The sequence below is a fragment of the Pseudomonas deceptionensis genome (genome assembly GCF_900106095.1).
GTDB classification, from domain to species: Bacteria; Pseudomonadota; Gammaproteobacteria; order Pseudomonadales; family Pseudomonadaceae; genus Aquipseudomonas; species Aquipseudomonas deceptionensis.
This window is the reverse complement of the sequence record NZ_FNUD01000002.1, coordinates 4677133-4699198: the sequence shown is the minus strand read 5'-3', so window position 1 is coordinate 4699198 and position 22066 is coordinate 4677133. Positions and strand designations below refer to the sequence as shown.

The 22066-nt window shown below is 57.2% G+C and carries 15 protein-coding genes and 1 riboswitch; of the genes, 8 read left to right on the top strand and 7 right to left on the bottom strand.

All coding sequences use genetic code 11. The features are described 5' to 3' along the window. The first annotated feature begins 34 nt into the window (after positions 1-34). A complete protein-coding gene (locus BLW11_RS21715) occupies positions 35-1063 on the top strand; it encodes an MBL fold metallo-hydrolase (RefSeq protein ID WP_048359791.1) in 1029 nt (342 codons plus the stop codon). A gap of 9 nt (positions 1064-1072) precedes the next feature. On the opposite strand, the gene BLW11_RS21710 is transcribed toward BLW11_RS21715, so the two are convergent. From BLW11_RS21710 to BLW11_RS21690, 5 genes are all read right to left on the bottom strand, one after another. Continuing rightward, a complete protein-coding gene (locus BLW11_RS21710) occupies positions 1073-1390 on the bottom strand; it encodes a helix-turn-helix domain-containing protein (protein ID WP_048359790.1) in 318 nt (105 codons plus the stop codon). 192 nt (positions 1391-1582) lie between these two features. Further along, positions 1583-2581, bottom strand: a complete 999-nt coding sequence (locus BLW11_RS21705) for a sodium:calcium antiporter (RefSeq protein ID WP_048359789.1) — start codon at positions 2579-2581, stop codon at positions 1583-1585. A 61-nt stretch (positions 2582-2642) separates the two neighbouring features. Beyond that, positions 2643-2788, bottom strand: a riboswitch (yybP-ykoY riboswitch). Between the two features lie 286 nt (positions 2789-3074). Continuing rightward, on the bottom strand, positions 3075-4325 hold the full coding sequence (locus tag BLW11_RS21700; RefSeq protein WP_048359788.1) for a ribonucleotide-diphosphate reductase subunit beta: 1251 nt from the start codon (positions 4323-4325) through the stop codon (positions 3075-3077). 502 nt (positions 4326-4827) lie between these two features. Then, positions 4828-5202, bottom strand: a complete 375-nt coding sequence (locus BLW11_RS21695; protein WP_074836895.1) for a heme utilization protein — start codon at positions 5200-5202, stop codon at positions 4828-4830. Positions 5203-5345: 143 nt separating this feature from the next. Next, positions 5346-5609 (bottom strand): DUF2790 domain-containing protein, encoded by a 264-nt coding sequence (locus BLW11_RS21690; RefSeq protein WP_048359786.1) that lies wholly within the window; start codon positions 5607-5609, stop codon positions 5346-5348. Between the two features lie 415 nt (positions 5610-6024). Between BLW11_RS21690 and acs the strand changes: the two genes are divergently transcribed. The 7 genes from acs (at position 6025) to argR (ending at position 13730) form a co-directional block, all read left to right on the top strand. Next, entirely contained in the window at positions 6025-7980 is a 1956-nt protein-coding gene (gene acs / locus BLW11_RS21685) for an acetate--CoA ligase (protein ID WP_048359785.1), read from the top strand. A gap of 492 nt (positions 7981-8472) precedes the next feature. Further along, positions 8473-9246, top strand: a complete 774-nt coding sequence (locus BLW11_RS21680) for an ABC transporter substrate-binding protein (RefSeq protein ID WP_048359784.1) — start codon at positions 8473-8475, stop codon at positions 9244-9246. Positions 9247-9337: 91 nt separating this feature from the next. Then, positions 9338-10027: an ABC transporter permease gene (locus BLW11_RS21675; protein WP_048359783.1), complete on the top strand. Its 690-nt coding sequence runs from the start codon at positions 9338-9340 to the stop codon at positions 10025-10027. Then, on the top strand, positions 10024-10722 hold the full coding sequence (locus BLW11_RS21670; RefSeq protein ID WP_048359782.1) for an ABC transporter permease: 699 nt from the start codon (positions 10024-10026) through the stop codon (positions 10720-10722). The genes BLW11_RS21675 and BLW11_RS21670 overlap by 4 nt, the downstream gene beginning before the upstream one ends. A gap of 3 nt (positions 10723-10725) precedes the next feature. Beyond that, on the top strand, positions 10726-11838 hold the full coding sequence (locus BLW11_RS21665) for a succinylglutamate desuccinylase/aspartoacylase family protein (protein WP_048359781.1): 1113 nt from the start codon (positions 10726-10728) through the stop codon (positions 11836-11838). A gap of 23 nt (positions 11839-11861) precedes the next feature. Further along, a complete protein-coding gene (locus BLW11_RS21660) occupies positions 11862-12626 on the top strand; it encodes an ABC transporter ATP-binding protein (protein ID WP_019823425.1) in 765 nt (254 codons plus the stop codon). A gap of 123 nt (positions 12627-12749) precedes the next feature. Next, positions 12750-13730 (top strand): transcriptional regulator ArgR, encoded by a 981-nt coding sequence (gene argR / locus BLW11_RS21655; protein ID WP_048359780.1) that lies wholly within the window; start codon positions 12750-12752, stop codon positions 13728-13730. Positions 13731-13733: 3 nt separating this feature from the next. Here argR and BLW11_RS21650 read toward each other — a convergent pair whose 3' ends face one another. Together BLW11_RS21650 and BLW11_RS21645 are read right to left on the bottom strand one after the other, a co-directional pair. Further along, positions 13734-17777 carry a leucine-rich repeat domain-containing protein gene (locus tag BLW11_RS21650; RefSeq protein WP_048359779.1) on the bottom strand — a complete coding sequence of 1348 codons (4044 nt, stop codon included), beginning with the start codon at positions 17775-17777 and terminating at the stop codon, positions 13734-13736. Between the two features lie 189 nt (positions 17778-17966). Continuing rightward, a complete protein-coding gene (locus BLW11_RS21645; RefSeq protein ID WP_048359778.1) occupies positions 17967-22013 on the bottom strand; it encodes a dermonecrotic toxin domain-containing protein in 4047 nt (1348 codons plus the stop codon). Between the last annotated feature and the right edge of the window lie 53 nt (positions 22014-22066).

Genomic DNA, 22066 nt, shown 5'->3' with positions numbered 1-22066 from the left:
ACAATAATCTTTTTTTCACTGGAGCCTTCAAGCCATGGCACTCGATTCACGCAGTGCTGAGCGGCCTAAACCCGCTGAGCGTTATCAAGGTGCATTTAGAAATGATGGCGCCAGGCCGTCTTCCAGTCTTGGCAAGACCTTGGGTATTTTTTGGAAAATGCTTTTTCAAAAGCCGGCGAGCACACGTCCAACAGGCGTGGTTCCGGTCAAGTCGGTCACCCGTGAACAGTTGGATGCAGCACCGGACTTCAGCGTGTATCGATTAGGCCATTCGACCTTGCTGCTCAAGCTCAATGGCAAGTACTGGCTGACCGATCCGGTCTACGCAGAGCGCGCCTCACCGCTGCAGTGGGTTGGCCCCAAGCGTTTTCATGCACCCCCCATCAGCCTTGATGAGCTTCCACCTTTGGAGGCCGTGATTCTTTCCCATAATCACTACGACCACCTGGACCAAAAAACCGTGTTGCAGCTGGCGGCCAAAACACAGCATTTTTTGGCGCCGCTGGGAGTAGGCGACCTGCTTATCAAGTGGGGAGTCGAGGCCGGCAAAGTCCAGCAACTGGAATGGTGGCAAGACACCCATGTTGCAGGCATTCGTTTTATCGCTACCCCGTCCCAGCACTTCTCAGGCCGGGGCCTGTTTGATCACAACCAGACGCTTTGGGCATCCTGGGTGATGATCATTGACGAAGTTCGAATTTTCTTCAGTGGAGACTCGGGGTACTTCGACGGCTTCAAACTGATCGGTGAGCAGTTTGGGCCATTTGACCTGACTCTGATGGAGACGGGAGCCTACAACGTCGATTGGCCGCATGTGCACATGCAGCCCGAGCACAGCCTGCAAGCTCATATCGACCTCAATGGACGCTGGTTAATGCCGATTCACAACGGGACCTTTGATCTGGCTTTCCATGCCTGGTCCGAGCCGTTTGACCGCATTGTGGCGTTGGCAGAGCAACGCAATGTACTCATTACAACGCCACAAATGGGAGAGGCTTTCAACCTGGCGCAGCCTCACAAGGGGCGTGCCTGGTGGCTTGAGGTGCAAGCTTCAGGTCAATAGGTCATTTTTTTACTCGATCAGGGCAAAGTCTTCGCGGCCCATCGGGTCTGGCGTGGTGCCGCGAACATTGCCTCCGCGACCGGGCGAAAACCCGGGAAAGAACACCAGCCCTTGAGCTTCCAGGCTGTACGCAAGGGCCAGACGGGTGACATCGCGCACGGGTTCTTTAGCCTCAAAGCGTTCGATCGCGGGAACTGAAACTCCGGACTGCTCACTCAGGCAATCAAGGCTCCAGCCAAGCATTTCACGGGCTTGCGCGCAGTGCAGCGGGGTAAATTGATTAATGACGATGCGTTCAAACGTACTGCGCATGGCTGAATGAGGCATGGGGGTTCTCCAGGGCTGAGTCAGTGCTTGAAAATATACTGTGTTTTTATACAGTTATTTTTAGCGTGGATCAAACTCGTTTTTTGATGAGTCCCGACCGGAGAACTGGCTCCCGTTACTCACGCCATCCGCGGAGGCTCTCAGGCTTTTGCCTTCAGCTGACTTGTTGTCCCACATGGAAAAAGAAAGGCATCAATGCATGAAGTGCCATGCCACGTAACCCGCGAAACCGCAGTACAGGAGAGCGATTGCCATCAAGCTTTTGGCTTCAACATTGCCGCGTCGAAATAGTAGCCAGAGCATGAGTACAGCAAGTGCCGTTATGGCGCCGGCAATCAGCAGAGGGGTGTCTAACATCCACGGAGTGAAGAACAAACCGAGCGAACTGGGGATGGTCGCCTGGATCATCATCGCTCCAGAAATATTGGCCAAGGCCAGTCTCTCTTTGCCCTGGCGAACCCAGATCAAGGCATTCATGATCTCAGGAAGTTCGGTCGCTACGGGGCTAAGCAGCAGCGCGACCATGTGGGGGGACAGGCCGAAGAGAATGCCTATGCTCTCCAGTTGGGAGACAAATACATGTGACGCTGCGCCAATCACGCAGAGCGCTATAACCGTTTGTAGCCCGGCCCAGCCCATCGATGCATTTTTCGGCCTCAGCTTGAGGGGTTCCAGCTCCTCCTCTTCGGGGGCTGTATCCGCGCTGACGATCTCGCGCCAGACGTAGAGGCCGTAGGTCGCCAGGAACAAGATCCCAAGCCAGGGCTTGATGGCAAAGGCTACGAGACCCAAGCCTACTTTTACGACGAACACAGCCAAAAACGCCAACTGATCTTTCGCCAGGCCTTTGTGATCCACGCGAATGACTGAGTCGCCTCGATTCAGTTTGCGGCGATTCATCCATAGCGCAAAGCCCACGACGCCATAAGCGACTGTCGCGAGAACCAACGGGCCGCCCATGGCAGCGCCTACTCCGATGTCTTTCTGCTCGGGGGTTGATCCAAACACGACGGCTGTAAACGTCACTGCGGTTTCAGGCAGGGCTGTACCAAATGCGGCCAGTACGGTGCCTACAGCTGTGGCGCCGAGATTCATGTGACGGCCACACCATTCAATACCGTTAACGAAATATTCGCATGACAGATAGATGGTAATAGCGGAGAGAAAAAAGAGAACCAAGGTCAGGAGCATGGGAGACACAGACCGGGCAAGCAAAATTCCAATGGCACACGACGTGGCTTACCCGGTCGGTAAACACGCAGTGGCCAAAGGTCTTGCTGGGCAACATCGGCTGGTTCCGAAGGTGCCAATCATGCCATGAAGTAAGAGACTTCAAGTGTGTTGACATGATTTCCTCAGCCGTGTGGCTGAAGATAGCTACTCCCCAATGACGAGGGGCGGCATTATTCCCAAGATGCGAGTGCATTGCAAGGCAGGAAACATTGAAGATTGGAACACAAGTCAAATAATCTTAATGGTTATTACAATCATCTAGATCTGTGTTTTATTTACTTCACTCGCCCGCCGTCCTGTAAAAGCGCTCGGTTGTTAATGACAGATAGATGCCGCTTCAGTACCGCCCTAACTTTCATTTGCGCGGGCTTATACTGTTTTGCACAAAAAAAGGGCCAACAATTGTTGGCCCTTTTTGTTTGCTACGTACGACTTATATCAAGTCCCCGTATCAATCCCAGCTCAACGCACCGCCGGTTTGGTATTCAATAACCCGCGTTTCGAAGAAGTTTTTCTCTTTCTTCAAGTCCATGATTTCGCTCATCCATGGGAACGGGTTAGTGGTGCCCGGGTATTCTTCTTTCAGGCCGATTTGCGACAGGCGACGGTTGGCGATGAACTTGAGGTAGTCCTCCATCATCGCGGCGTTCATGCCCAGTACGCCGCGCGGCATGGTGTCGCGAGCGTATTCGATTTCCAGCTGTGTGCCTTGCAGGATCATCTGCGAAGCTTCTTCCTTCATTTCAGCGTCCCACAGGTGCGGGTTTTCGATTTTGATCTGGTTGATCACGTCGATGCCGAAGTTCAGGTGCATGGATTCGTCGCGCAGGATGTACTGGAACTGCTCGGCGACACCGGTCATTTTGTTGCGACGACCCATCGACAGGATCTGGGTGAAGCCGCAGTAGAAGAAGATGCCTTCCAGAACGCAGTAGTAGGCGATCAGGTTGCGCAGCAGCTCTTTGTCGGTTTCAACCGTGCCGGTTTCGAACTTCGGGTCGGAGATCGAACGGGTGTACTTCAGGCCCCAGGTGGCTTTTTTAGCGACCGACGGGATCTCGTGGTACATGTTGAAGATCTCGCCTTCATCCATGGCCAGCGATTCGATGCAGTACTGGTAGGCGTGGGTGTGGATCGCCTCTTCGAATGCCTGGCGCAGGATGTACTGGCGGCATTCCGGGTTGGTGATCAGGCGGTATACGGCCAGCACCAGGTTGTTGGCAACCAGGGAGTCGGCGGTAGAGAAGAAGCCCAGGTTGCGCATCACGATGCGGCGCTCGTCGTCAGTCAGGCCTTCCGGGTTTTTCCAGAGGGCGATGTCGGCGGTCATGTTGACTTCTTGCGGCATCCAGTGGTTTGCGCAGCCGTCCAGGTACTTCTGCCAGGCCCAGTCGTACTTGAACGGTACGAGCTGGTTGAGGTCGGCACGGCAGTTGATCATCATCTTTTCGTCAACCGCAACTCGGGCGGAAGCGCCTTCGAGTTCGGCCAGACCTTCAGCGACGTCGAGATCGTCCAGAGCAGCCTTGGCGCGAATGATCGCGGCCGAATCTGTAGCCGTAACGGCACGTGCTTCCTGCGCGGCAACACCGCCGGCGGCGTCGAGGCGGTCCATGTTGGCTTCGGTTGCGTGGCCAGCGTTGGCGCCTTTAACAGCGACTTCGCCTTCGTCTTCTTTGTCGAATTCGTCCCAGCTCAGCATGACGTGTCGTCTCCTGCGTGAGGGCCCAGGCCCGTGTGAAAACACTTATGGTTTGGTTTTTACACGGCCATAGGCCACTTGGATCTAAGAAATGTTGCTTGCAGTAGCGTTGTGCTCACGCAAAAACATGAATGTATTCGTGGGCTTGTCCCGCTGTCGCTCAGAGGGGCAGGTTTTACCTGCGCTCGCTCTGGACCTTGAGGTCGTATCAGCGTGGGTTTATAGCCCGCCAAGGGGATATATCAAGCCTTTTTGATGGGCGCAGTATACGGCTTTTGCACAAGGTATTTCAGCCAGTATTTTTTCAGGGCATGCGACGAAACGCCCTAAATTTGTCCTGGACTTACGCAGGGCTGCGGCTGAGCGAGGGTTTGCCGGTGCAGAAGTTTTTTTACCGTGGGCCAGCGACGTCAAATGACCTGTGGCGTGAGCGGGGATGTGGCGGAATTTGGTGCGGGGCAGATCAAGCCCGGCCGAAACCAGGCGTCGAGTTGATGCGGTGTCAGCTGAGTCGATGGCCGTTGGTACGATCGTAACCGTCTTCGGCAAAGGTGGCCGAGCGGGTGCTGTCGTAACCGTCTTCGGCAAAGGTGGCCGAGCGGGTGCTGTCGTAACCGTCTTCGGCAAAGGTGGCCGAGCGGGTGCTGTCGTAACCGTCTTCGGCAAAGGTGGCCGAGCGGGTGCTGTCGTAACCGTCTTCGGCAAAGGTGGCCGAGCGGGTGCTGTCGTAACCGTCTTCGGCAAAGGCGGCCGAGCGGGTGCTGTCGTAGCCGTCTTCGGCAAAACCCGCCGAATGCGTACGGTCATAACCGTCAGCGGCAAAAGCAGCGCTGGCCAGAACGGACAAACTTAAAGCCATTATCAATGAGCGTTTCATTTAATGATTCCCGGGCGATATAAGCGCAGGCGGGCAACTGTTCAACGGTGATCAAGTGACGATGAAAGTTGCAAATAAGCGCCGCGTTGGATCGCTTAAACAAGTGTGAGGATTGAGGGCTGGAATAAACCGCAGAACTTCAATCAGCCGTTGGAGCAGCCGTTGCCCATCACGCGGTATTCAAGGGTGTGCTGCATGCCCTGGGAGTCTTCGTAGACCATTTGAGCCGGCACGACCTCGCAGACGCTGGGGATCTCGCTCATGGAAATCACTTTGGCGATATCCAGTTCAGAAGAATAAGAATACTGTTCAACGGCAGGTTGCTGGCGGGGAACTTGAGTGTTCACTTCATCAGCCAGGGCGGTTAAACACACACTGCTGAGGGCCAGAACTAACAACGCTTTCATTTCAAAATTACCTGTTTTAGGTCGAGTGGGGTCACACAGCCCTTGTGAGGCTGTGTGTGAAACTGAGTAATGAAGAGCGACTAAACTTGCCTTCGTGGGGGCTGTAACTTGGGTTAATCGCGGTGCCTTGGTTGGCGAGATGAATTTTAGGCCTGCGCTGCACCGGCATATAGAGGGACTTTTGATAAAGACTGTTGGCATTTTTTGCAACAATCGACGAAAACCTGGCTCATTTGCAGCGTTTGCACGGCCTGAGCTGTAGGGCGAATCGCTGTAAGCATTGATCTTGAGCCTTGCACAGAAAAACCATGATTTTCTTGCGTGTTTCTTACTACCAACGTCGAATGGATCTAACGGCTTGGCCCGGCTAAAACAGGGTCATAAAACAACAACTACAAGCATTGAGGTATGAAACATGAGTGCCGCTTCCCTGTATCCCGTACGCCCTGAAGTTGCAGCCAATACGCTGACCGATGAGGCGACCTACAAGGCGATGTACCAGCAGTCCGTCGTCAACCCCGATGGCTTCTGGCGCGAGCAAGCAAAGCGTCTCGACTGGATCAAGCCTTTCACCACCGTCAAGCAGACCTCCTTCGACGACCATCATGTCGACATCAAATGGTTCGCGGACGGCACTCTCAACGTTTCCTATAACTGCCTGGACCGCCACCTTGCCGAGCGCGGCGACCAGGTAGCAATTATCTGGGAAGGGGATGACCCTTCCGAGCAGCGCAACATTACCTACCGCGAACTGCACGAAGAAGTGTGCAAGCTGGCCAACGCCTTGCGCGGTCAGGATGTGCACCGTGGTGACGTCGTCACTATCTATATGCCGATGGTGCCTGAGGCCGTGGTTGCCATGCTGGCCTGTACCCGGATCGGCGCGATTCACTCGGTGGTGTTCGGCGGCTTCTCGCCTGAAGCGCTGGCCGGGCGGATCATCGACTGCAAATCCAAGGTGGTGATCACTGCCGACGAAGGCCTGCGTGGCGGCAAACGCACACCGCTCAAGGCCAATGTCGATGTGGCATTGACCAACCCTGACACCTCGAGCGTGCAGAAGATCATTGTGTTCAAGCGCACCGGTGGCGACATCGCCTGGTACAAGCACCGTGATATCTGGTACCACGACTTGATGGCCGTTGCTTCGAAGCACTGCGCTCCGAAAGAGATGGGCGCCGAAGAAGCGCTGTTCATCCTTTATACCTCTGGCTCAACCGGCAAGCCCAAGGGCGTTCAGCACACCACTGGCGGTTATCTGCTGTATGCGGCGCTGACCCACGAACGCGTGTTCGACTACCGTCCGGGCGAGGTTTACTGGTGCACGGCCGATGTGGGCTGGGTGACCGGTCACACCTATATTGTGTACGGGCCGCTGGCCAATGGCGCGACCACCTTGTTGTTTGAAGGCGTGCCGAACTATCCGGACATCACCCGGGTGTCGAAAATCGTCGACAAGCACAAGGTCAACATCCTCTACACCGCGCCTACCGCCATTCGCGCCATGATGGCCGAAGGTCAGGCCGCGGTTAAAGATGCCGATGGCTCCAGCTTGCGCTTGCTGGGTTCGGTGGGTGAGCCGATCAACCCCGAAGCCTGGAACTGGTACTACACAACGGTCGGCAAGGAACGTTGCCCTATCGTGGATACCTGGTGGCAGACCGAGACCGGTGCTTGCATGATGAGCCCGCTGCCGGGCGCGCACGCACTCAAGCCGGGCTCGGCTGCCCGCCCGTTTTTCGGCGTGGTGCCGGGGCTGGTGGATAATTTGGGCAATCTCATAGAGGGCGCTGCCGAAGGCAACCTGGTGATTCTCGATTCGTGGCCGGGGCAGGCGCGTACCTTGTATGGCGATCACGACCGGTTCGTCGACACCTACTTCAAGACTTTCCGTGGCATGTACTTCACCGGTGACGGCGCGCGTCGCGACGAAGACGGTTACTACTGGATCACCGGCCGTGTGGATGACGTGCTTAACGTGTCCGGCCATCGTATGGGTACGGCTGAAATTGAAAGTGCGATGGTTGCGCATCCTAAAGTCGCTGAAGCGGCAGTGGTTGGCGTGCCGCATGACATCAAGGGGCAGGGCATCTATGTCTACGTCACCCTCAATGGTGGCGAAGAGCCGAGTGAGGCGCTGCGCCTTGAGTTGAAAAACTGGGTACGTAAGGAAATCGGCCCGATCGCCTCGCCGGATGTCATCCAGTGGGCACCGGGCCTGCCGAAAACCCGCTCGGGCAAAATCATGCGCCGTATCCTGCGCAAGATTGCCACCGGCGAATACGATGGTCTGGGTGATATCTCAACCCTGGCCGATCCGGGAGTGGTGCAGCATTTGATCGAAACCCACAAGAGCATGCAGGGCGCATAACGCCTCATGAGCGTCATTGAACCCCGCCCGGCATTGCCGGGCGGGGTTTTTTGTGGGCGGGGGGAAGTGTTACCGGGTTTGTAACCGGATGCGCCAAAGTGGGGCTTTGTGACACCAAGAGCGCCGTTTTAGAGCGCTTTTTTAGCCCTGAGAAAATAAGATGAAACGCTACACTTGCCGGAATAGAAGGGTTTGCGAATAATAGGCCCGCTATTTGCAACTCATATAGGTTCTATGTCTTTTGCTATTGCATTAATTTGAAGGGCTGTCAATGCCTAGGGTCGCCTTTTTCGGTGCATCTGTAATTAGTTGTCGCATTGAAGAAATAACGGCTTGAAGCCTGTCGTTAGAATGCCGATCACTCGCTCGTCGTTGTTGTGCTGAACCCAGCGCAACGCCAGTAGGACGTGGCGCCGCATTCCCGGTTTAACCTCCGCATATTGGGCTCAGGCTCACTCTGCATTTATTGCCCTTTACCGATGGAGTCCTAAGATGAAGAAACTCGTGCTTCTTGGCGCCCTGGCACTGTCCGTGCTGTCCGTGCAGGCTTTTGCTGCTGACAAACCTCTGAAGATTGGTATTGAAGCGGCGTACCCTCCGTTCGCTTCCAAGGCCCCGGATGGCAGTATCGTGGGTTTTGACTATGACATCGGTAACGCACTGTGCGAGCAGATGCAGGTCAAGTGTGTGTGGGTCGAGCAAGAGTTCGACGGCCTGATCCCTGCGCTTAAAGTACGCAAGATCGACGCGATCCTGTCCTCGATGTCCATCACCGACGACCGCAAGAAGTCTGTCGACTTCACCAACAAGTACTACCTGACCCCGGCACGCCTGGTGATGAAGGAAGGTACTGTGGTCGGCGACAACCTTGACGAGCTCAAGGGCAAGAAAATCGGCGTACAGCGTGGTTCGATCCACGACCGTTTCGCCAAGGAAGTGCTGGCACCTAAAGGTGCAGTCGTCGTTCCTTACGGTTCGCAGAACGAAATCTACCTGGACGTGGAAGCCGGTCGCCTTGATGGCACCGTTGCTGACGCCACCCTGCTGGAAGATGGCTTCCTGAAAACCCCGGCGGGCAAAGGCTATGCATTTGCAGGCCCTGCATTCACCGACGTCAAATACTTTGGTGATGGCGTAGGCATTGCCGTGCGCAAGGGCGACGCCCTGAAAGACAAGATCAACACTGCTATTACGGCTATCCGTGAAAACGGCAAGTACAAGCAAATCCAGGACAAATACTTCAACTTCGATATTTACGGTCAGTAAGACATCGCAGCAGTACGTCCGAAATGGCGCAAGCGACAGGATCTCTGAAGTTTGCGCCATTTTTTCATCCCCATTTTTGAGGACCTGAATCATGTTGAAAGGCTACGGGGCTGTCATCCTCGATGGCGCTTGGCTGACGCTTCAGCTCGCCTTGTCGTCCATGGCCCTGGCCATTGTTCTAGGTCTGATCGGTGTTTCATTACGCTTGTCGCCGGTGCGCTGGCTGGCCTGGCTGGGTGATCTGTATTCGACGGTAATCCGCGGGATTCCCGACCTGGTGCTGATCTTGCTGATTTTTTACGGTGGCCAGGATTTGCTCAACCGCGTGGCGCCGATGCTGGGTTACGACGACTACATTGACTTGAACCCGCTGGTAGCCGGTATCGGCACCCTGGGCTTTATTTTCGGTGCCTATCTGTCCGAGACCTTTCGTGGCGCCTTTATGGCCATCCCTAAAGGTCAGGCCGAAGCCGGTATGGCGTATGGCATGAGCAGCCGTCAGGTGTTTTTCCGGGTATTGGTGCCGCAGATGATTCGCCTGGCGATTCCGGGCTTTACCAATAACTGGCTGGTGTTGACCAAAGCCACGGCCCTGATTTCGGTGGTCGGCTTGCAAGACATGATGTTCAAGGCCAAGCAGGCGGCAGATGCCACTCGCGAGCCGTTCACCTTCTTCCTGGCCGTTGCGGCGATGTACCTGGTGCTGACCAGTGTTTCGCTGCTGGCGTTGCGACAACTTGAGAAGCGCTACTCGGTAGGCGTAAGGGCGGCTGATCTATGATCTTCGACTACAACGTCATTTGGGACAGCATGCCGCTGTACTTGAGTGGCATGCTGGAAACCGTGAAATTGCTGGGCATCTCGCTGTTTTTCGGCCTGCTGGCGGCAGTGCCGCTGGGGTTGATGCGGGTCTCCAAACAGGCCTGGGTCAACCTGCCGGCCTGGCTGTTTACGTACGTGATTCGCGGCACGCCCATGCTGGTCCAGCTGTTTTTGATCTACTACGGGCTGGCCCAGTTCGAGAGCGTGCGCGACAGCTTCTTGTGGCCACTGTTGTCCAGTGCCACGTTCTGCGCGTGCCTGGCGTTTGCCATCAACACCAGCGCCTACACCGCCGAAATCATTGCCGGTAGCCTGCGGGCCACGCCTAATGGCGAGATTGAAGCGGCCAAGGCCATGGGCATGTCGCGCTCCAAGATGTATCGCCGTATTTTGCTGCCATCGGCCATGCGCCGGGCGCTGCCGCAGTACAGCAACGAAGTGATCATGATGTTGCAGACCACCAGTCTGGCCTCCATCGTGACCCTGATCGACATTACTGGCGCCGCGCGTACCGTGAACGCCCAGTACTACTTGCCGTTCGAGGCTTACATCACGGCCGGTGCTTTCTACCTGTGCCTGACGTTCATTCTGGTGCGCCTGTTCAAACTGGCCGAGCGCCGCTGGCTGGGCTACATGGCCCCGCGAAAGGCCTGACCCATGGAACGCATTGATCACGTACTGCCCTGGAGCAGCCTGGGTTCTGAGCGCCACTTGACGGTGTTTCGTTTTGGCGCAGGTGAGCGCAAGGCCTACATTCAGGCCAGCTTGCATGCCGACGAACTGCCGGGGATGCGCTGTGCCTGGGAGCTGAAAAAGCGCCTGGCCGAGCTTGAGGCGCAGGGTGCCTTGAACGGTGTGATTGAGCTGGTACCCGTGGCCAACCCTCTGGGGCTGGGGCAGTTGCTGCAAGGTGCCCATCAAGGGCGCTTTGAGTTCGGCAGCGGCAAGAACTTCAATCGCGATTTCGTTGAGTTGAGCGAGCCCGTGGCCGCGAAGCTGGAGGGGCGTTTGGGTGATGACCCGCACGCCAATATCCGGTTGGTCCGTCAGGCGATGCTTGATGTGTTGTCGCAATTGCCGCCTGCGACCAGTCAGTTGCAAGGCATGCAACGTGTGTTGCTGAGCCATGCCTGCAACGCCGATATCGTGCTGGACCTGCATTGCGAGACCGACGCGGTACTGCACATGTACGCCTTGCCGCAGCATTGGCCGCAGTGGCGCTCGCTGGCCGCGCAGCTGGATGTGCGGGTTGGTTTGCTGGCCGAAGACTCGGGCGGCAGCTCCTTCGACGAAGCCTGTTCATTACCGTGGTTGCGTCTGCAACGCCAGTTTGCCGATGCGCAGATTCCCCTGGCGTGCATGGCGACCACGCTGGAGCTGGGCGGGCAGTCAGACACCGGGCGCCCACAAGCGCAAATGCATGCCGAAGGCATCCTGGCGTTTCTGGCCGAGCAGGGCCTGATCAGCGGTGACTGGCCTGCAGCGCAGCATGAGCCGTGTGAAGGCATGCCGTTTGAAGGCACCGAATTGTTATTTGCACCGCACGCGGGTGTGGTGAGCTTTTTACGCCCGACGGGCGCCTGGGTTGAAGCCGGCGAGCCGTTGTTTGAAGTAATTGATCCATTATCTGACCGGGTCAGCACGGTATGCGCAGGCACATCCGGCGTGTTGTTTGCCGTTGAGCGGCTGCGCTATGCCCAACCCGGTTTCTGGCTGGCTAAAGTGGCGGGGCGCGAGCCTTTGCGTCACGGGCGCTTGCTTAACGACTGACTGTTTTTGTGAGAACCGACAGCATGTACAAACTTGAAGTCCAAGACCTGCATAAACGCTATGGCAGTCACGAAGTGCTCAAAGGCGTTTCTCTGGCCGCCAAGGCAGGCGATGTCATCAGCATCATCGGTTCCAGTGGTTCCGGTAAAAGTACCTTCTTGCGTTGCATCAACCTGCTTGAGCAGCCGCATGCGGGCAAGATCCTGCTCAATGGCGAAGAGCTCAAGCTGATCGCCAACAAGGATGGCGCGCTCAAGGCCGCTGATCCCAAGCAGTTGCAGCGCATGCGTTCGCGCCTGTCGATGGTGTTCCAGCATTTCAACCTGTGGTCGCACATGACTGCGCTGGAAAACATCATGGAAGCGCCGGTGCATGTGCTGGGGATGACCAAATCCGAAGCCCGCGAAAAAGCCGAGCACTACCTCAATAAGGTAGGCGTGTCCCATCGCAAGGATGCCTACCCGGGGCATATGTCCGGCGGCGAGCAGCAGCGTGTGGCGATTGCCCGTGCGCTGGCGATGGAACCTGAGGTCATGCTGTTTGATGAGCCGACTTCGGCCCTCGACCCCGAGCTGGTGGGCGACGTGCTCAAGGTGATGCAGGACCTGGCACTGGAAGGCCGGACCATGGTGGTGGTGACTCACGAAATGGGCTTTGCCCGTGAAGTGTCGAACCAGCTGGTGTTCCTGCACAAAGGTATCGTTGAGGAAAGTGGCAACCCGCGTGAAGTGCTGGTTAACCCGCAGTGCGAGCGGTTGCAGCAATTTCTGTCTGGCAGCTTGAAGTAACTGCAATTTTAAGACTGCCGCTGTGCACCAAAATAGGTCATGCTCCGCATCCCGCGAAGCTGGCCTAGGCTCAGTGTTCGGCTCCTTCCGTTTTTATTCCCGTTTCGTTCCGGATAGCACGCTATGACCGCCCATCGAATTGGCTTCCTCATTTGGCCCAGCACCAAAGCCCTGACTCTGGCGCTGGCTGAGGAGGCGTTGCGTGTTGCTCAGCGCGTGCACCCTGAAGTCGTTTACGAGTTGTTGTTCCTGCAGGCCGAGCCACAGCCAGAAGGTGCCTGGCAATTGCCCGGCGAACCGTGGAACGGCAAGCTTGAAGGTTGCCAAAAACTGTTTTTGCTGGCGGACGAACCGCCGACAGCGCTGGCGCCGGCCCTGAGCAGTGCGCTCAAGCAACTGGTACGGGCGGGGTGTGTGATTGGCGGGTTGTCGGCCGGTGTTTACCCGCTGGCGCAGTTGGGCTTGCTTGATGGTTATCGTGCGGCGGTGCATTGGCGCTGGCAGGACGATTTTGCCGAGCGTTTCCCCAAGGTGATTGCCACCAGTCACTTGTTTGACTGGGATCGTGATCGCCTGAGCGCCTGCGGCGGGTTGTCGGTGCTCGATTTGTTGCTCGCGGTGCTGGCCCGTGACCACGGCGCCGAGCTGGCGGGTGCAGTGTCCGAAGAGCTGGTGGTGGAGCGTATCCGTGAAGGCGGTGAACGCCAGCGTATTCCGCTGCAAAACCGTTTGGGTTCCAGCCACCCCAAGCTGACCCAGGCCGTGTTGCTGATGGAAGCCAACATTGAAGAGCCACTGACCACCGATGAAATCGCCCAGCATGTGTGCGTGTCCCGTCGGCAGTTGGAGCGAATCTTCAAGCAGTACCTCAATCGGGTGCCCAGCCAGTATTACCTTGAGCTGCGCCTGAACAAGGCCCGGCAGATGCTGATGCAAACCAGCAAGTCGATTATTCAGATCGGCTTGTCGTGCGGTTTCTCGTCCGGGCCGCACTTCTCCAGCGCCTATCGCAACTTCTTCGGCGCTACCCCCCGTGAAGACCGCAACCAGCGCCGCAGCAGCAGCCCGTTTGAGTTGTCCTCGGCGCCTGCCGAGCGTGGCTGAAGGTTATTGCTCGGAATTATCGAGGTCGACGGGTTCAACGTTGTCGAACGGGACGTTCATATCGATACCTGTCTGACTAACGTACTCGCGCAGTCGGTTCAGGCTGTCGGGTGACAGAGGGTTGCCTTCCAGATCAAGGGCATTGGTGATGTAGGCCGGAGCCTCGAACAGTTCGCTGGGCAAGGTACTTATCAGGTTTTCGCTCAAATCGATCACCTCAAGCTCAGACAGACCCAGAAGCGAGACAGGGAACGCTCTCAACCCGGTATTTCTCAGATGTAGCGTGTTCAGATTCGGCATGTTGCTGAAGTCCGGTGTGATATTGAGCGGGTTATCGTCAAGGTCGATGTACTCCAGATACTCAAGCTCGGACAGGTTCGCAGCGCTGGCTGGCGTCAGGGTGATATTGCTGTCTTCAAGGCGCAACTGGGTCAGGTGTTGCATTGAGAAAATGGCGTCCGGCAAGCGGTCAAGGGCAAAGCCTCGAAGGTCCAGAACCCGTAGCTTGGGGAAGCGCAGCAGAAACTTGTTAACCCCTGTCACTGCCTGGGCTCCGTAAAGCGACAAATACGTGACGTGGCTGAAGTCGGCCATGATGGAGGGCATATCCTCCAAGATCGTTCGGGTAAATGTCAGCTCAAAACCAACACGATCAGGGTCGGCGTAATAGTTGTCAAAGGCTGTTTGACGACGCCAGCAACGCTCGAGTTCTTGACTGAAGGCGCGCCTGTCCTGAACACGCGCTACCCGTATACTCGGCCGCAGTAACTCGCCTGTGCTTTGGCTTGCGGCAGGCGCATTGAGAGTCCACACCTCCAGGTCATCGCGCAACCCGAGCAGTTCGTTCTGGCGATCTGCAAGTGCACGCCGAGCCAGTTCGCCGTCCTGGGGCAGGGTTGCAATAACGCGTGCCCTCTCCCGAGTGCTGAGGTCGGGATAGAGCTGGTACACCAGCGTGTCAATGGAAGCGGGGCGTGGCGTTGGTGCATCGGCCCCCAGTAATGGGTAACCGGCCCGGCCATGCACCAACGCCATTGGCGACTTGAAATCCTTCGCGACCGGCGGCTGATCCAGATAAAGGCTCACGGACAAGCGCGGCAATAACGGATGCTGGCGCACCCGGTCTTTGAGCGCGGCACCTTGACCAACGTGAGGGAACCCCAGCGTATTGCGCTCCTGGTCCGGTAGCGCGTGCAGCAATGCGCTGTAAAGATCGTCCGCGCCGTGCAGCTCCTGGCCAAGTGCATCGCGGCTACTGTAGCGGTGTTCTGATTTGATCAGGACCTTGCGCACCGGCGCCGTTTCGCTGCCCAGGCTATTGAGCAAGGTGCCATCAAAGTGGGCTTCGCGGATTTCCAGGCGTACGGCTTTGGGCCAGCCAGGCAGCGTTTCAATGGTTTTGAGGGCCAGCCATTCGCTGTCGGGGTTGTTCACCGAATCCAGGAACAGGCCTTCGTAGGCGCGGTTGACCCTGGTTTCCCGCTCTTGCCAGCGTGCCTCTTCCTGAAGGCGCACAGGGACGGTTTGGTCATTGAGCAATTGCAGCACTTCGTCGCCACTGGCATGCCAGGTCAGCTCTTGCGCGGCTTTGCTCTGCAGCCCGGGGAACTCCCGCTGCAGCAGGGCCACTTGTGGATTGGCGCGCAGTTCGAGGGTGGCGTAGCGTGAATTGAACAGCTCAATACGCTTGCTGCGGGCCATGTGCGCGAGAACCCCGTACAGCGTGTTGATCCTGGCCTGCAGGTTGGGCAGCTCATCGCCAAACGCCGGGCTTTGCCCCAACAGGGTTCGGGTTTGGATATCGTCGAGGTTGTGTAGAACCGCATCCAGTAATTTTCCCTCCTTAATGTGCGAATCAAGTATGTCCAGGCGAGTGATGTTGTCGTCAGCATTGCCGTATTGCGCAATAACCGCGCCCTGTTCGTCCAGCACGCGCAAGCCTTTGGTGGCGGGCCAGCGCTCGCTGCTGGTGAGCAACTGCAATTGGGTTTGCGGGTCGGCCTTGAGGCGCAGGGCGGGGGTTTCCATGCGGGTGATAAAACCCTCGATGTCGTGGTCGATCTTGAAGCGCTGCACGGTGTCGGCCAGTTGGGCCGGGGCAGGCAAGGCGTCGGCGTGAATTCGGCGCAGTACTGCAGGGTCTGTGCGGGTAATGGCCAGAATGCGTGAGGCCTGTTCATCGGTAAACGCGGCGCAGGACGGGCTCAGGCGCCTGAGCAGTTCAACATCGCGCCATTGCAGCGGTGACTCGGTTTCCGCCGTCCAGGCCCCCATTGCGTTGTGCCGCAGGCGCGGAGAATAGCGGTTGGCCCGGGTCGGGTGCTTGATCCGGTACTGATGGCTGCGAGGGTCCTTTTCCACGCGATAGGGTTGGTGTTCGATCAGCAAAAACTCGGCATCGTTATGCTGATGCAACCCCAGGGCATTGGGTTCAAGGGTGTCGGGCAGCGTGTCGCCATGCACATAGGGTTGCAGGTCCGGCTTCCAGAGGCGGGTTTGGCTGTCGGGCAAAGTGACAGGGTGCAAACCGTCAACAAATGAAGTGTTTTGCACTGCGGGAATCACATGGGCCGAAACGCCGATCAAACCCAGATTCAACGCCACCCCCGCCAAATGCCCCCACGTTTGATCTATCTCACCTTGCTCCCAGGCCTCGATACCGCTGAATACTTCATTGAGCATTTGCACGCAGCCCACCAGCATCATGATTTCGCCAATGCCCGGGATCAGCAGTGCGGCGAAATTGAAGGTGTCGATCGATGCCTCAAAAAAACCTTCGAGCCTTGCCAGGCGTGTGTGCTGATCTTCGATGTCGGTGGGAACTGCGGCGGTTTGTGCGTCACTGAGTATCTTGCGAATGTGTACCTCGCAGCGATTGCCCCACAGGTCGCTGATAAATTCGTCCGCAAATTCCAGCCCTTTGGCGGTGCCGGTGTAGTCATCCGAGTATGCAAGCCGGTTGTGCGGGTCAAAGCTGCGCTTGAGTTGATGAAAAAACAGCCCTTGCTGGCTGAGCCCGATAAATTGGGCGAAAAACTGGCGATAGCGGGGACGCTTCAGGCGCTCGAGCAGTTCATCCACACACTGGCGGTAGGAATCGTACTCTTTGAGTGGTTGGGTATCGTCACCCGGAATGTAGAGCAGCACCCGTTCTGTGGTGGAGCTTTCACGGTCAGGGCTGATCAGTAAAACACCGCTGATCACCCGGTTGAGTATTTTCAGGCGGCTGTAGCGCACGGGTTTGCCATACCAGTACACAGCGCCCGGATTGGCGATCACCTGCAACACCATGGCGTGGGTGTCGGGTTTGATGTCGCCTTTGAGTCGTGCGGTATGAGCACTCAGGGTCAGGGCTTGCTGGTCGCTCTGGATCAGGCTTTCGCGTACGTTGGCCCGTTTGACGGCATCGCCGGGGTCAAGAACGCTGTTGAGGTGATCCTGATAGCGTCGCCCCAGGTTCAGAGTGCGGCACAGGTGGGCAAAAGCGTCGGGGGGTATGGGTAAAGCGATTTCAACGGGCCAGATGGCGCCCCTATAAGGCACGATCATGTGGCAGTCCGGGCAGGTGCCGGGTATGGCTTCACTGGCCTCGAAGTTGGCTAGTGCGGCTTGCAGCAAGGTGATTTCGCGATATAGGGGGATCAGGTTGTTTTGGGTGGTATCAAACACTAGAACGCCACCCAGATCGTTGCGCGAAGCATTGGCCAGCTTGCGCGCATAGAAGGTGTTTTTGACATCCAGCTCTAACCCGAAAGTGCTTTTGATCGCTTGCTTGAGCAGCGGTTCGGCGAAGCTTTGCAGATCCTTAATGGGGCTTAATAGCCGATCGGTACGATTAATTGCATTTCGCAGTTGTCGATGACAATGGCGCAGTGTTGTTTGCGCCTCATCGGTGGCGCCGCGCAACCAGGCAGGCAGCGCCGGTTTGAGTCTGAGCAGCGCTGACTGTCTGTGGGGCGCCGCTTCTTTGAACCAGTCGGCGATACGTTGTTGCATGAACTCGGTGTGAAGACCCAAAGCAGGTTCTTGCAGAGTTGGCTCAGGCATTTGAAACCCTCGATTGTCTGTTAATTAACAATCAAGATCGTCCAGCGCCGGGTTTAAAAAAAGTGCAAATACCTGCTTGAAATAAGTGCTTAACAAGCAACAATCCGGACGTTACCCATACATATCTGGCACCCGAGAAACCATCCAGCCCAGTCGCAGCCTCGCTCCTCGTCAGCGGTTTTCAGCGCGTCATTCCTCTGGCGTCGTTTCAGGCAGCGGCTCTACGTCAAGCATGTTTATGCCCAGGTCGATGCCTGTTTGCAGGTAATAGGTTCTGACCCGCTGCAGGCTTTGTTCCGAAAGCGCTGTACCGGAGATAAAAATCAGATGGGTTTGGGCGATGGGCGCTTCGAAAATATCGTCCGGTAGCGTCACAATTTCGTTGTGCGTGAAATCGGCGGTTTGCAAGCGTGGGCGGGACAGTATTGAGACTGGAAATTCGGTGAGGTTGCAGTTCTGCATCGAGACCGACAGCAGGTCAGGCATGTTGCTGAAGTCGGGGGTTATGCCCAGTGGGTTGTTATCCAGTTCGATAATCCCCAGCTGTTCCATGCCTCCCAGTACCTGAGCGCTTTCGGGCGTTAGCGTGATGCCGCAATCGTGCAATTTAAGTTCAAACAGCCCAGGCATGGCGGCCAGCACTTCAGGCAAGCGATCCATTTGAATGCCTTGGAGTCTTAAACGTCGTAAATTGGGGAACTGTTGTAAAAACTCCTCCATGCCCATGATTGGGCCCAGCCCCCTTAACGAGAGGCGGGATACGTGGCTGAAGTCGGCATTGAGCGCGGGCATCGAATCAAAAAGAATGCGCGACGAGATCAGTTCATAGTTGTAGCCAAGCTGGTAGGTGTAAAAGTGGTCAGAACCTGTCTGTCGCCGCCAGCAGCGTTTGAGCAGCTCGCCAAACTCCCGTCGGCTGCGCAGTTGCATCTGCAACATCTGCTGAGAATTGGGCTCACCGGTTATGGGGTGGTTGGCTGGATTGTTCAGCGCCCAAATCTCCAGTTCATCACTGAGCTCGAGGTATTCGGTGCGCAGATGCGCGAGCCGTTGACGGGCGAGTACGGGGTCTGCGGGCAGTGTGGCAAGAAAGCGGGTTTTTTCTATCGGGTTGAAGCCGGGAAACAGGCGCTGCGCCAGTTGCCCCAGCGATGGCAGGGGTTGCCCGGGGGTATCGCCGCCTAGCAAGGGATAACTTTCTCGCCCGCTGGCCAGGCGCATGGGTGATTCGAAGTCGGGCGCCACGGGTGGGTAATCCAGATAAAGCTGCACCGGTAAGCGGGGCAATAGCGGTCGCTGGCGCACGGACTGTTTCAGGTTTTGCCCTTGGCCGACATGGGGCAGGTCCAATGCCTTGCGCTCCCGGTCAGGCAGGGCGTGCAGCACTGCACTGTACAGGTCGTCCGGGCCGTGCAGTTGCAGGTTGTCGGCATCGCGCGCGCTGTAGAGGTTTTGTGACTTGATCAGGACTTTGCGAATCGGTGCGTCCTGGCTGCCGATGCTATTCAGCAGTTTTCCGGAAAAGTGTTCTTCGCGCACTTCCAGGCGAATATCTGCTGACCAGCCGGGCATTGCCTCAATTGTCTTCAGTGCAAGCCACTCGCTGTCGGCGCTGGCCACCGAGTCCAGAAACAACCCCTCATAGGCACGGTTGGCCCGCGTTTGCAGCACGTGCCATCTGGCCTCTTCTTGAAGGCGTGGGGCGAGGGTGTTGTGGTCGAGCAATTGCTGCAGTTCTTCCAGGTCGGCATGCCAGATCAGCTCTTGGGCCGATCGCACAGTAAGCCCGGGAAACGTATCTTGCAGTAACGACACCTGTGGGTTGGCGCTCATTTGTGCGGCGTTGTAGCGTGAGTCGAACATCTCGACTCGTTTGGCCTGCGCCATGCGCACCAACGTGCTGTAGAGCCGGGCTGTCCTCACGGCATGGTTCGATAGCGTATCGCCCAAGGCCGGGCTTTCACCCAGTAGAAGGCGGGTCTCGGTGTCGTCCAGGGTTTGCAGGACGGTGCCCAGCAGGTCGCCATTTTTCAGTTGCGCCTCCAGAATTTGTATCCGCGGCAGATGGCCCCCGGCCTTGGGGTATTGGGCAATGATTTCGCCTTCGTGACCGATCACGCGCAAGACTTTGCTCCTGGGCCACAACTCATCGCTGGTCAGTAGTTGCAATTGACTTTGCGGGTCAGCTTTTTGCCGTTCTGCCGGGTCGGGGCTTTGCATCTGCGTGATGAAATGCTCAATGTCCCGATCGATTTTGAAGCGTTGTACGGTGTCGGCCAGCAGCGCGGGTGTCGGCAAGCCGTCAGCGTGAATGCGGCGCAGCACGCCGGGCTCCGTCCGGGTGATGGCCAGAATGCGCGCGGCGTCTTCATCGCTGAAGCTGGCGTTGACCGGGCTCAGGCGCTTGAACAGCTGGCTGTCGCTCCATTGCAGCGGCTGTTCGGTTTCGATCAGCCATGCGCCCTGTCCGTTGTGTTGCACTCGAGGGGCGTAAGCCTGGGGCCGGTCGGGGTGTTTAATCCGATAACCCGGGCTGCGCGGGCCTTGCTCCACATGGTAGGTTTTGCCTTCGACGCTCAGCCACTCAGCGCCGTTGTGCAGATGCAGCCCTCTGTCGTTGGGCTGTAACGCGGCGGGTACGGGGTCGAATTCATAGGGGCTCAAGTCCGGCTTCCAAAGGCGGGTTTCGCTGCCGGGCAGGGTCACCGGCTGCAAGCCGTCAACCAGCGAGCTGTTCTGAATCGCAGGCAGCACCTGGCTAGAGGCGGCGATAAACCCGACATTCAGGGCAACACTGGCCAGGTGGCCCCAGGCCTGCTCGATCTCTCCCTGCTCCCAGGCTTCGATACCGGTAAACGCGTCGTTGAGCATTTGTGCGCAGCCCACCAGCAGCATGATTTGCCCGACCCCGGGAATGAAAAACGCAGCTACGTTAAAGGTATCGATGGCGGCGTTGAAAAACCCTTCCAGCCGACTGAGCCGCTCGCGTGCGTCTTCTGTATTTGTGGGCACGGCAGCGGTTTGGGCGTCGCTGAACAGTTTTCGAAGGTGCACATCGCAGCGGTTGAGCCACAGGTCACCGATGAATTCGTCCGCAAACTCCAGCCCTTTGGCAGTGCCGGTGTAGTCATCGGTATGGGAAAGCCGGTTGTGCGGGTCAAAACTGTGCTTGAGCCGAGAGAAAAACGCTCCCTGCTGGTTGAGCCCCACAAACCGGGCAAAAAACTGGCGGAACCTGGCGCTTTTCAAGCGGAGCAGCAGATCGTCGATGCACGCCCGATATGACGCATATTCTTTGAGCGGCCGGGTGTCATCCCCCGGAATGTAGATCAGCACCCGCTCCGTTGTGGTGGCTGAGCGGTCGCCGCTGATCAGCAGGATGCCACTGAGCACGCTGCTGAGTATTTTCAGGCGGCTGTAGCGCACAGGTTTGCCATGCCACAGAACATTGGGCCTGTTGGCGATCACCTCTTGCACCAACACATGGGTATCGGCCTGGATATCGCCCTTGAGCAAGGCGATGTTGGCGCACAGGGCCAGGGCTTTCTGATCGCTGGCGATCAGGCTTTCGCGTACCTGTCGGCGTTTGCTGGCCTCTTCGGGCTCTAGTATGGCTTTGAGGTGTTCCTGATAACGCTGCCCCAAATCGAGGGTTCGGCACAAGCGCGCGAAGGCCTCGGGGCGGATTGGCAAAGCGATTTCGAGAGGGTTGATTGAATAGCGATAAGGCACGATGGCCACGCAATCGGTGCAGGGGCCGGGGGAGGTTTCGCTGGCGGTAAAGTTGGCCAGGGCGGCCTCCAGCAAGCTGATCTCGCGATAGTTGGGGATCAGGTTGTTGTGCGTGGTGTCGAGCACCAGCGCTCCGCCCAGATCGCTGCGCGAAGGGCGGGCCAGTTTGTGGGCGAGGTAGGTATTGCGCACATCCAGTTCAAGACCGAAGGTGGTTTTGATCGCCTGTTTGAGCAGTGGCTCGGCGAACAGGTCAAGACCCTGGAGGCGGTTTAGCAGGCGGTCGGTATGGTTGAGTGCCTGTCGGTGCTGCTGATGGTTGTGTTTGAGGGTGTGCCAAGCCTGGGCGGTGGCGTCATGCAGCCATTGGGGGAGAGTGGGTTCAAGTTGTTTGAAGGCCAACTGGCGATGCAGGGCTGCGTCTTTGAACCATTGGGGGATGCGTTGCTTGATGAACTCGGTGTGAAGGCCGATCGCGGGTGACTGAAAGGTAGGTTCGGGCATTTCAAGTACTCGATTGTCTGTTTAATGAACAATCAAGATCGGCTAGCCCGAGG